Source organism: Bacillus sp. ISL-4 (assembly GCF_018613275.1).
Taxonomy (GTDB): Bacteria; Bacillota; Bacilli; order Bacillales; family DSM-1321; genus Peribacillus; species Peribacillus simplex_E.
This window is the reverse complement of sequence record NZ_JAGGQN010000007.1, coordinates 160,286-171,557: the sequence shown is the minus strand read 5'-3', so window position 1 is coordinate 171,557 and position 11,272 is coordinate 160,286. Positions and strand designations below refer to the sequence as shown.

The following is an 11,272-nucleotide window of genomic DNA, read 5'->3' as shown; positions in this document are numbered from 1 at the left end:
TATGAAAGCTGCCACCGTAATTGCGATGACAGCAATGTTTTTAAAGGTTTATAAACGTGATGTTCCTTTTGTTATTATTATATTACCACATATCCTATTCAGAAATAAAGAAGAATGATTCTAATCTAGTAAAAAATATAAAGTATCTCCTAACCAATATAAAGTCTATTGATAAAAACCGTTCAAATTGAATAATAAAAGAAGTAGTCCAGATAAAAAACTATACTACATAACTGAAGCAGGCATTTTTTCCTTAAACAAGGCCAATGATATGAAGACAAGGAAAAGCATGATACTGATCATATAGAAAAAGTTCCCTCCATCAATGTGTTCTATAACCAGGCCGCCAAAGAATGGACCGCCGATGCTGCCGAGACTAAAGAATATACTGCATAATAAATTCCCGGCAGGTAATAGGTTTCTAGGCAAAAGATCTGCCATATAACTGATTCCCAGCGAGAAAGTCGAACCAACCATCATTCCGCCAAACATAAAGCAGATGAATAGGCCAAGCACTGAATAGGAATAAATCCCTGCAAGCGTGAATATGGCAAACCCTGAAATAAGAATCGTCAGCAAGGTCTTTCGCCGTCCAAAACGATCACTGACCATCCCCAAGGGTATCTGGGTAAGCAGAGTCCCTGCAGAAAATGCCGGAATGATGATGGATACTGCGGTTAAATCGATTCCGGAGCGCAGGGCGAATACAGGGAAATTGCTATTCAATGAGGCTTCAAGCACACCAAATGTAAACGGAAGTAAAAAAGCGACCCAGGCTATGCGGCTTACTTTCGTAAACCTTTTGAGTGTGCCAAGGAATGATGTGCTTTCAGAATCATCCTGTTCAGGAAGCTCATTTCTTATAAGGAAAACAGTGGACCAAGCCAGAAGGCTAAGTATGGATGTGATGATGAAAGGCAAAGACTGATTGATCTCGAGAAGCTTCGTCATCAGCGGGCCAATCATGAAGCCAAGACTGAAGAAAAGTCCATAAATGGCAAGATTCCTTCCGCGCTTTGCTATTGGTGAAATGGCAGTGATCCATGTCTGTGTAGCAAAGTGAAGTGTATGATCGCCGATACCAATGAAGAAACGCAGAACGAACCAAAACCAGAATGATTTCCAGACAGGAAATAAGGCAAGCGATACAATGACCGTTATCCCGCCAAATAATATCAATGGCTTATAGCCGTATTTACGGAGTGGGGCTTCCATAAAAGGAGAAATCAATAGAATTCCAATATAAAGGGCGGCTGCATGAAACCCGTTTAGGGATGAGCTAATTCCTTCATTTTCAAAAATGATGGCAATGATCGGCAGAAGCATCCCTTGAGAAAACCCCGATATGCCGACAATTAAGATTAAAACGCTTAAAAGCAATTTATTATTCATAAAATCATGTCTCCTAAGAAATGTATACCTTCTTGATGTTACATCTTAGGAAGAGGATTAAGCAATAGAAATTTGGGTAAATATTGTCAAGAAGAGAGGCGTTGATAAAATTTTCCTTTGTCATCACCCGAAGATTATGTATGATAGTTTTTGTTACATAAAAAGAACTATAGGATTGTGAGGAGAAGTATCGTGAATAAAATATTTTTGGGGCTTGTCCTGTTAGGCGTCCCTTTATCTGTCATTGGGTCATTATTGCATTGGCCGAGTGTAATCATGTTCGTAGTATATTGCTTAACAATCGTGGCGCTGGCAGGCTTCATGGGCCGGGCCACTGAAAGCTTAGCAATCGTTATGGGACCAAGGATTGGCGGTCTCTTGAATGCAACCTTTGGTAATGCAGTAGAATTGATCATATCCATCTTTTCATTAAAGGCGGGGCTAGTGGGTGTCGTGCTGGCGTCTTTGACTGGTTCCGTTTTAGGAAATTTATTGTTGGTGGCAGGACTTTCATTCTTTGTCGGAGGGACTAAATACAAACGGCAGAAGTTTAATGTATTCGATGCGAGGCATAATGCCGGACTATTGATTTTTGCAGTAATTGTAGCCTTCGTCATACCGGAAATATTCACACAAAACATGGGTGAAACAAGCACGATGTCGTTAAGCGTCGGAATTTCCATTATATTGATCTTATTATATCTTGCTGCATTATTCTTTAAATTGGTTACTCACCGCGGGGTATATCAGCATACAGAGAAACTCGAGGAACATGAAGAGGAAGTACCGGAGTGGAGCAGGAAAAAGGCTATTATAATACTTGCTGCCGCTACATTGGCTGTTGCATACGCATCGGAAAAACTTGTCCATACGTTTAGCGAGGTGGGGGAAGCCTTCGGATGGTCGGAGTTATTCATCGGTGTCATTATCGTTGCGATCGTCGGTAACGCGGCAGAGCATGCTTCCGCCGTCATAATGGCCTATAAAAACAAAATGGATGTCGCTGTGGAGATTGCCGTTGGTTCCACGCTTCAAGTAGCGATGTTCGTCGCTCCTGTACTCGTATTGATTTCGTTAATGTATCCAACCCGTATGCCGCTTGTTTTCACAATGCCAGAACTGATATCAATGGTTTCAGCAGTCTTTCTGGTGATCATGATTTCTAATGACGGGGAAACGAACTGGTTTGAAGGCCTTACCTTATTGGCCGCTTACTTCATTATGGGAATTGGATTTTATTTATTATAAGAATGCAGGCCTTCCGATGTGGGAGGTCTTTCTTTTTATAAAGTTAAAAAATAGAAATGACTCTGCTCAGGTTAGATTTAGCAGAGTCATTTCTATATTAGTAAATTACCATTCATAAGTTATTCCAAAATTTTTCATCATGCTTTTGAAAAAGTTGAGAAAATATTCTAGAGTGTCACACCATCCTTTTACACCAGATTTAAGTATAGGCGAATTCGTTTTTTGTCATCCTTTAAAAGGGTGTCATGGATTGTTCGATAAGCATACCTCCTGAAGGTTTAATAGGTATGAACGATTTCGCCTCCTTTTTATAATGTAAACTAAGTATAACTGATTTGAAAAGAAAAGTAAATATTCTGAACTTTACAAATTTATTACAAAGTTGAAATCGTAATGAAATGTATAGAATGTTGGCTAAAAACAAAATCTATAATCAATATGATTGAACCCCTCAAAAGGAGTGCGACAGCATGAGAAGAACTATTTTTATTACGATGATTGCCCTAATTGCCTTCATTCAGGCGAATGTAAGTTTTGCAGCTGATATACCAGAAGTCAAAGCAAATCCGAATAAGGTGAATATTCCACCTTCAGTATTGAATATTGCAAAGGAGAATACGTATCCGAACCCGACCCAGGATCTTCCGATGCTGCAGCCAAGTAATCTTGCCGAACAATTGATCGATTCGTCGGATATAAAGATTGAAAACCCAGAACTCATCCAAATGTTAAATGAATCCGCAATTGCAAAAGCCCCGCTTGCTTTTGGATACAGGGCGACCATTTACCTTGGCCATTGGGCCTTGAATTATGAGTCCTCGGAAACGGCACCAAACTGGGAATACCAAAAGATCAATACGAATTACTATGATAATCGCGGCGGTGAAGTTCCCTATAAGATCCGTTATGTCCAGGAAAGTCAGAAGGCAGTGAGTGGCGGACTGACAGCGAAAATCCCTAAGGCTGAGGATGTACAAAAGATGATGCTGCTAAAAGCCACTGAAAAAACGAATTTGCCATTGGCTTTTGAAACGATCATCGGAGCTGGTACGAAAAAAGATCAAGTATACAATGTTGCTTCAAATAGGATTGGTTATCTATCCAGTTTTGCTTCCGCCGTCAATGAAAAAGGAAAGGTCACATATGGGGAAGTATATTTGAACCTAAAAGGAAATAAAAGAACCATTACGATAAAGAACATCACTTCACAAGGCATCGGTGCATGGATACCGGTTCAGGACCATGTTTCCTTCAGCTTTACAGTCTCGCAGCAACCTAGGTAAATTGAAAAAACTCGCCGAATTGGCGAGTTTTTCTCATATGGTTGAATTCCTCATCCTGAAGTCCTCCTTCGGGTAGTAGGCATTTTTGATGAGAACATTCGGGCCCAGACATTTGACTGTGGGGCAGTGGCAGTTCAATTCATTGGCCAGTTTCGAATTCATCCATGTGTCATAGGAATCGGTCAAGGGCTGGTCTTTAATATTCCCTAATGTAGGCGCGTCCCCGAAATCGGTCACGATCACTTCCCCGGTGAAAATATTGATGTTCAACCTGGAACGTCCATCAGGGTCATTCCGTACAGTCACTTTATGTGAACCATAAAGGCGTTGAAGCAGCTTTATATCCTCTTTGTTGTTATTGCAAGGATAAAATGGCAGGGTACCGAAAAGCATCCAAACATTTTCATCACGGATGTCAAGCAAATGATGAATCGCTTCACGCATACTATCCAATGATAAAGTTTCTAGCGCCGAAGCGAAATCGCTTGGATACATCGGATGAATTTCGTGCCTTTGACATCCCATTTCATCGACGATCTGTCTGTGAATATGCTCAAGATGAGGCAATGTCCGTTTATTAAGCATCGTTTCTGCAGATACCAGCACACCAGCTTTTGTCAGGGCACGGGAATTTTCAATCATTTTATCAAATAATTTCTTCCGCTGTTCCCGAGATGGTTTTCGGTCCATCATGGCAAAGCCGATATCAATGAATTCATCGATCGTTCCCCAGTTATGGGAAATGTGCAGAACATCTAAATAAGGAATGATTTCCTCATACCGTTCCAAGTCAAGGGTCAAATTGGAATTGATCTGTGTCCGCACCCCGCGGCTACGGGCATATTTCAATAGAGGCAAAACATAATTCTTCACTTGTTTTCTTGAAAGCATCGGTTCCCCGCCAGTGATGCTGAGCGAGCGAAGCAAAGGGATCTCATCAAGGCGCTGAATCAGTAATTCCAGAGGCAGGGCATCCGGGTCCTTGGGCTGAAGTGTGTAACCGACGGCACAATGTTCACAACGCATATTGCAAAGGGTGGTGGTGGTGAACTCCACGTTGGTGAGGCTGAGTTTTCCATATTGTTCAACGTCCATATATGCTTCCCAAGGATCATACTTGGGTGTAATTGGTGTTAAAAGATCTTGCTTGATTATTGACATATTTAAAACTCCTTACGTAATAATGCACTAACCCATTATGAACAATGGGAACAAAAATTGTCAAATGGCGGAGAGCTGCATTTATAGCTTGCCATTGCACTTTCAAGCGGATTTCGTTACGATGAAAGAAGAACGGAAGGAGAGTGCCTCATGGGAAAATCCATTACAGGTAAAAACGAACAATTATCATACTTAAAAGAACGCCTCACGATGTTCATGGAAGTTCTTGATCATATCGAACCGGAAAATACGGAGTTGGAAGATATAGACCGTTTAATCGGCATGATAGATGATTTGGAAGGCAAAGTGGAACAATTCAAAACCCGGGAAGACTAATATCTGTTTCGATAGTATGACTTTTTCAATGTTAATATTCATGAAGGGATGACGAGAAACCTGCGTCATCCCTTTTTAATATCAAATCTTCTTGGAAATGATTGGTGATGATATTTTGACTTATGGGCTATTTAGGGCGCTTTGATCATTTCTCTCCAAATTGCTGTTCATTAAGAAAAATAATTACTTGTTTTCGAAAGATTATGTTAGATGTATAATAAAACGGGTGTTGAATCATTCGCTATTTATAGAGAAGCAGGGAAATGATTAAATCTAATCTAGGGGAAATAAGAGGGGGAAGAGAAATTTGGATATTCAAAAATTCCAAGAAAGTATGTACAGTCTTATCGTTGAAACTTCAACGAATCTTCCAAAGGATGTTCGTCGTGCGGTCAAAAGTGCAAAACAACGTGAAAATGCAGGTACTCGTTCTGCATTAAGCTTGGACACCATCACGAATAATATTACAATGGCTGACGACAACGTATCACCGATTTGTCAGGATACGGGTCTGCCGACTTTCAAAATAAAAACTCCAGTTGGCGTGAACCAACTTGAAATAAAAAAAGCAATCCGAAATGCGATCATTTTAGCGACTAAAGGCGGAAAACTTCGTCCAAACGCAGTTGACTCTTTATCGGGTGAAAATAGCGGGGATAACCTTGGGGAAGGTCTTCCTGTCATTAAATTCGATCAATGGGAAAATGACTATATTGATGTTCGTCTTATCTTAAAAGGCGGCGGCTGTGAAAATAAAAACATCCAATACAGTCTGCCTATGGAGCTTGAAGGATTGGGGAAAGCGGGCCGTGATTTGGACGGAATCCGTAAATGTGTACTTCACTCTGTCTACCAAGCACAAGGACAAGGCTGCAGTGCCGGCTTCATCGGCGTTGGTATAGGAGGGGACCGTTCATCCGGATATGATCTGGCTAAAGCTCAACTTTTCCGCAGTAATGAAGATGTGAATCCGAATGAAGACCTTCGTAAACTTGAAGATTACATCATGAAGACAGCTAATGAATTGGGAATCGGCACGATGGGCTTTGGCGGCGAAACTACACTGCTTGGATGTAAAATCGGTGTCATGCACCGTATTCCGGCAAGCTTTTTCGTATCCGTTGCTTACAACTGCTGGGCGTTCCGCCGTTTAGGAGTGAAAGTCAATCCTGAAACAGGTGAAATCAATGAGTGGTTGTATCAAGAAGGCGAGAAAATCGACTTTGCTTTAGAAGCAGAAAAAGCAGCGAAGGATGAAGTGGCAGCCGCTGCTGAATCGGACGTTAAAGCTTCCCGTGAAATCACCCTGCAAGCACCAATCACGGAAGAACAAATCCGTGAGTTAAAAGTTGGTGACGTAGTTCATATTAACGGAAGAATGTATACAGGCCGTGACGCTATCCACAAGCATTTATCTGAAAATCCTGCACCAATCGACCTAGATGGACAAATCATCTATCATTGTGGCCCAGTTATGCTGAAGGACGAAGAAGGTAAATGGCATGTGAAGGCTGCCGGACCAACAACAAGTATTCGTGAAGAACCATACCAAGGAGATATCATGAAACGATTCGGCATCCGTGCAGTTATCGGTAAAGGCGGAATGGGACCAAAAACACTAGAGGCACTAAGTGAACACGGCGGCGTTTATCTAAATGCAATCGGCGGGGCTGCTCAATATTATGCAGACTGCATCAAGTCCGTCGAAGGTGTGAACTTCACCGAATTTGGTATTCCAGAAGCGATGTGGCATCTGAATGTTGAAGGATTTACTGCCGTAGTTACCATGGATTCACATGGAAACAGCCTGCATAAAGACGTTCAGCAATCTTCGTTGGAAAAATTGGCACAATTCAAAGAACCAGTTTTTAAATAATTGTATGGAAAAAAGACGCTCACCAAACGGTTGAGCGTCTTTTTCATATCTTACTCTTCGGTTTCAGGCAGTGGATCGATCCTTGAAGCATCCTCTAAATTCAATCCACTTTTCAAAAAATGAATAAACACTCCGCCACCTAAACCAAGACAACCAACAAAGCCTATAGTGATAACCCATTCCAGCATTTCATTCCCCCCTTGCTAAATGTATATGGAAAAAAAGGCGATAATTAACTCAAAAAAGTACAATCTTTTGGAACGCTCGCACATACATTAGAAGAGAAAGGGGGGATTTTCATGCAGAATAGCTACATCTTATTCTTTATCGCCATGTTATCCGGTTTTGCTTTCATCAAACTTCCTGTGGCAAATACGATTTTCTCCGGTCTTGAAACATTCCTTGACGTAGTCGGAATTGTAATCGTTCTCATTTTTGCTATCGCCATTATTTGGAAGGCGGCACAAGCGTTATTTAAAGGATAAACAAAGCATGGGGGGCCAATCCTTTTTGGAGGATAGGCCTTTTTTTATGTGGATTAAGGTTTTGCGGGGAATACTTCTAATAATTCAGCCCGCGGTACTAAAATTGGTCCCTGAGCGTAGTGAATTAGATCCGTGACCCAATAATTCGACATTCACAATATGATGCATATAAATCTCCATGTTCCAAACAATAAGAAAAAAGGACATGGGGGATATTCCAATGAAAAAAATGGTGATTTTATCCGCTTTTATATGCTTGATATGCTCTTTGGCAAGCCCAGCCTTTGCAGAATCCTATAACTGGGGTTTCAATAAAGGGAAAAATGGGACACCTGCCGATGCCGGTAAAAAATTCAATGAGATGCTGCCTGAATATGAAGCGATTTATAAAGGGGATACAAAGAAAAAAGCCGTTTATTTAACGTTTGATAACGGTTATGAAAATGGCTATACGGCCCAGATTTTAGATGTTCTGAAAAAACATGGTGCTCCTGGAGCTTTCTTTGTAACAGGTCATTATTTAAAGACCGCACCTGAGCTTGTTGTCCGTATGGCTAATGAGGGGCATATCGTAGGAAACCATTCATGGAACCATCCGGATATGACCAGCGTGACGGACGATGTGATACGCATGGAGCTTGAGCGGGTAAAAAAAGCAACGGAAAAATTAACGGGGCAAAAGGGAATGAATTACTTAAGGCCGCCTCGTGGGGTATTTAATGAGAGAACAATGAGGGTCGCAAAAAAAGAAGGGTATTACCACATCTTCTGGTCACTGGCATATAAAGACTGGATTGTTGATCAACAAAGGGGTGCCGCGTTCGCACACGATGAAGTGCTTAAGCAGATTCATCCTGGCGCGATATTATTACTGCATACCGTATCGAAGGATAATGCGGAAGCATTGGACTCAATTCTGACGGATCTTGAAAAACAGGGGTATACATTCAGTAGCCTTGATGATTTAATGATTGAGAAACGGTTGCCGAATCGAATGCTTTATTAAAATGAGAAGCGGGTCCTGTAGTGATAATTCAGGTCCCGCTTTTATCCATTCTCTTCAATTTCAAGTAATATTTCTAGAAACATGCTATAATACGTGGAAAACTGCTAAAGGATGGATCGCTTGTGTGGACAGAAAAATTACAGGTTCAAGGACCCTATAATTTCGATCTAGTTCTCGAACGATTATCGTTAGACCCACTTCAGGTAGTTGATTTTACTAACAGGACGGTAAAAGTTCCGCTATATATAGAAAAAGAACCAATCGTTTTACAGGTTCAGGCAATAGGAAATATCGATGAACCATCATTTATCATCAAAGGTCATTCAGAGGTTTACAAGTCAAAAGCAATCGAACGGTTAAAAAAGGTTTTTCATTGGCATCAGCCATTAGAAGGCGTTTCCCGGCATTTCCGGGAATCAGATTTAAGGGAAATCTTTGAAGAGCACCGCGGTACTGCCATAGTCTTGGACTTCGATTACTACAGTTGCCTCGTCAAATGCATCATACATCAGCAATTGAACTTATCCTTTGCCCATACGCTCACGGAACGATTCGTTAAAACCTTCGGCTACCAGATGGAAGGTGCCTGGTTTTATCCGACACCGGAAACAACAGCCCAACTTCAAATCGAACAATTAAGAGCCATTCAATTCAGTGGCCGGAAAGCCGAATACGTCATCGGACTTTCCGAGCAGATCATTCAAGGCCATCTCAACCTTGATATAATGGAAAAGCTATCCGATCAAGAGGTTATGGATACACTAATAAAAATACGCGGTATCGGTAGATGGACGGCTGAAAACTTCCTGCTTTTTGGACTTGGCCGGCCGAACCTATTTCCTAAAGCCGATATTGGCATTCAAAATGCCTTGAAAATATTATATGGCTTACCGCAAAAGCCGACCCAAGAAGAAATGGAGTCCTATAGTGTGAAATGGGCCCCATATCTAAGCTACGCTTCCCTCTATTTGTGGAGAAGCATTGAAAAACGGAGTGAAAAGAAATGACAAACATTCAAGATACAAAACTGGAAGTAAATCAAACCCTTCCCCTTACGATTAAACGGCTTGGCATTAACGGGGAGGGAGTCGGTTATTTCAAAAAGAAAGTCGTCTTCGTCCCAGGTGCATTGCCTGGTGAAGAAATTGTAGCTTTGGTCACAAAGGTTCAGCCAAACTTCACCGAGGCGAAAATAAAAACCATCCGTAAAGAATCACCGCATCGCATTGCAGCACCATGTCCGGTTTACGCTGAATGCGGCGGATGTCAGTTACAGCATTTAAGTTATGCCCAGCAGCTTATTGAAAAACGCGATATCGTCATTCAAGCGATGGAACGTCATTCAGAATTCCCAGTTTCTTCATTAAATATAAAAGAAACGATTGGCATGGAAGATCCTTGGAATTACCGCAATAAAAGTCAGTACCAAGTCGGCCAAAAAGATGGCAAATTGATTGCTGGCCTTTACGGCTTGAATTCCCACACACTGATCGATATCCCGAATTGCCTTGTACAGCATAAGGCAACAAATAAGGTAACGCGTACAGTGAAAAAGATACTAAAGAACCTGAACATCTCGATTTATAACGAAAGAAAAAGAAAAGGTGTTATCCGTACGGTCATTACACGGGTAGGCTTTGAAACAGGTGAAGTACAGGTTGTCCTCGTTACTGGTGCGGAGGAAATTCCACAAAAAGATCAGTTGCTTAAACAAATTCGTGACCAACTGCCAGAAGTGAAATCGGTCGTTCAAAACATCAACAACCAGAACACATCACTTATCTTTGGCGAAAAAACGATTCACCTGGCAGGTGAAAAAGTCATCAACGAAACATTGGGTGACCTATCATACGAACTATCAGCCCGAACTTTCTTCCAGCTTAACCCGGTCCAAACTGTTCGCTTATATGATGAAGTGAAAAAAGCAGCAGCCTTAACCGGCACGGAAAAAGTTGTTGACGCTTATTGCGGTGTTGGGACTATTGGCCTATGGCTGTCCGAAAATGCCAAAGAAGTCAGAGGAATGGACGTCATTAAAGAATCCATTGAGGACGCCAAGAAAAATGCAAAAAAACATAAACGCAACAATGTATTCTATGAAACAGGAAAAGCCGAGAATATCCTTCCACGCTGGACTAAAGAAGGCTGGAAACCGGACGTACTGGTCGTCGACCCGCCAAGATCCGGCTGTGATCAATCATTACTGCAGACAATCTTGAAAGTTAAACCGAAAACCATTGTGTACGTATCATGCAACCCGTCCACATTGGCGAAGGACTTACAAGAACTGGGCTCTTCTTATCGCGTGGAGGCCATGCAGCCGGTGGACATGTTCCCGCAGACGAGCCATGTTGAAGTAGTAACCTCATTGAAGCTGATTAAAGAATAAGCAGAGTGATCCGGGAATCTGTAAAAGGTTCTCGGATTTTAATCTGCGTTTATTTCCATCCATTTGTGAAATAATGAAAGTACTGTGAAATCGAGA

Annotated in this window: 11 protein-coding genes; 8 read left to right on the top strand and 3 right to left on the bottom strand. The window is 41.5% G+C overall.

Annotated elements, in window-relative coordinates:
- Positions 1 to 225 precede the first annotated feature (225 nt).
- Positions 226 to 1,392 (bottom strand): MFS transporter, encoded by a 1,167-nt coding sequence (locus tag J7J00_RS04220; protein ID WP_214787749.1) that lies wholly within the window; start codon positions 1,390 to 1,392, stop codon positions 226 to 228.
- Between the two features lie 192 nt (positions 1,393 to 1,584).
- Here J7J00_RS04220 and cax point away from each other — a divergent pair, with 192 nt between their 5' ends.
- Positions 1,585 to 2,640, top strand: coding sequence for a calcium/proton exchanger (gene cax, locus J7J00_RS04215; RefSeq protein ID WP_214787746.1), 1,056 nt, complete (start codon positions 1,585 to 1,587; stop codon positions 2,638 to 2,640).
- A gap of 470 nt (positions 2,641 to 3,110) precedes the next feature.
- Complete coding sequence (locus J7J00_RS04210; protein ID WP_214787743.1) at positions 3,111 to 3,923, top strand: YfkD famly protein; 813 nt, start codon at positions 3,111 to 3,113, stop codon at positions 3,921 to 3,923.
- 33 nt (positions 3,924 to 3,956) lie between these two features.
- Here the strand turns inward: J7J00_RS04210 and yfkAB are convergent, their stop codons facing one another.
- Entirely contained in the window at positions 3,957 to 5,078 is a 1,122-nt protein-coding gene (gene yfkAB / locus J7J00_RS04205) for a radical SAM/CxCxxxxC motif protein YfkAB (RefSeq protein WP_396020486.1), read from the bottom strand.
- 156 nt (positions 5,079 to 5,234) lie between these two features.
- Between yfkAB and J7J00_RS04200 the strand changes: the two genes are divergently transcribed.
- Both J7J00_RS04200 and J7J00_RS04195 read left to right on the top strand, forming a co-directional pair.
- On the top strand, positions 5,235 to 5,420 hold the full coding sequence (locus J7J00_RS04200; RefSeq protein WP_144527911.1) for an SE1561 family protein: 186 nt from the start codon (positions 5,235 to 5,237) through the stop codon (positions 5,418 to 5,420).
- A gap of 307 nt (positions 5,421 to 5,727) precedes the next feature.
- Positions 5,728 to 7,296, top strand: a complete 1,569-nt coding sequence (locus J7J00_RS04195) for a fumarate hydratase (RefSeq protein ID WP_098370502.1) — start codon at positions 5,728 to 5,730, stop codon at positions 7,294 to 7,296.
- A gap of 50 nt (positions 7,297 to 7,346) precedes the next feature.
- Here the strand turns inward: J7J00_RS04195 and J7J00_RS04190 are convergent, their stop codons facing one another.
- Complete coding sequence (locus J7J00_RS04190; protein WP_214787736.1) at positions 7,347 to 7,484, bottom strand: hypothetical protein; 138 nt, start codon at positions 7,482 to 7,484, stop codon at positions 7,347 to 7,349.
- Positions 7,485 to 7,595: 111 nt separating this feature from the next.
- Here J7J00_RS04190 and J7J00_RS04185 point away from each other — a divergent pair, with 111 nt between their 5' ends.
- The 4 genes from J7J00_RS04185 to rlmD all read left to right on the top strand — a co-directional run bounded on the left by J7J00_RS04185 (position 7,596) and on the right by rlmD (position 11,176).
- Positions 7,596 to 7,781 carry a hypothetical protein gene (locus J7J00_RS04185; protein ID WP_214787733.1) on the top strand — a complete coding sequence of 62 codons (186 nt, stop codon included), beginning with the start codon at positions 7,596 to 7,598 and terminating at the stop codon, positions 7,779 to 7,781.
- Between the two features lie 220 nt (positions 7,782 to 8,001).
- Positions 8,002 to 8,787, top strand: a complete 786-nt coding sequence (gene pdaA / locus J7J00_RS04180; protein ID WP_396020480.1) for a delta-lactam-biosynthetic de-N-acetylase — start codon at positions 8,002 to 8,004, stop codon at positions 8,785 to 8,787.
- Positions 8,788 to 8,909: 122 nt separating this feature from the next.
- Positions 8,910 to 9,794: a DNA-3-methyladenine glycosylase family protein gene (locus J7J00_RS04175; RefSeq protein WP_144478864.1), complete on the top strand. Its 885-nt coding sequence runs from the start codon at positions 8,910 to 8,912 to the stop codon at positions 9,792 to 9,794.
- The gene (rlmD, locus tag J7J00_RS04170; protein WP_214787730.1) at positions 9,791 to 11,176 is read left to right on the top strand and encodes a 23S rRNA (uracil(1939)-C(5))-methyltransferase RlmD; all 1,386 of its coding nucleotides are present in this window, start codon (positions 9,791 to 9,793) and stop codon (positions 11,174 to 11,176) included. The genes J7J00_RS04175 and rlmD overlap by 4 nt, the downstream gene beginning before the upstream one ends.
- Positions 11,177 to 11,272: the final 96 nt, after the last annotated feature.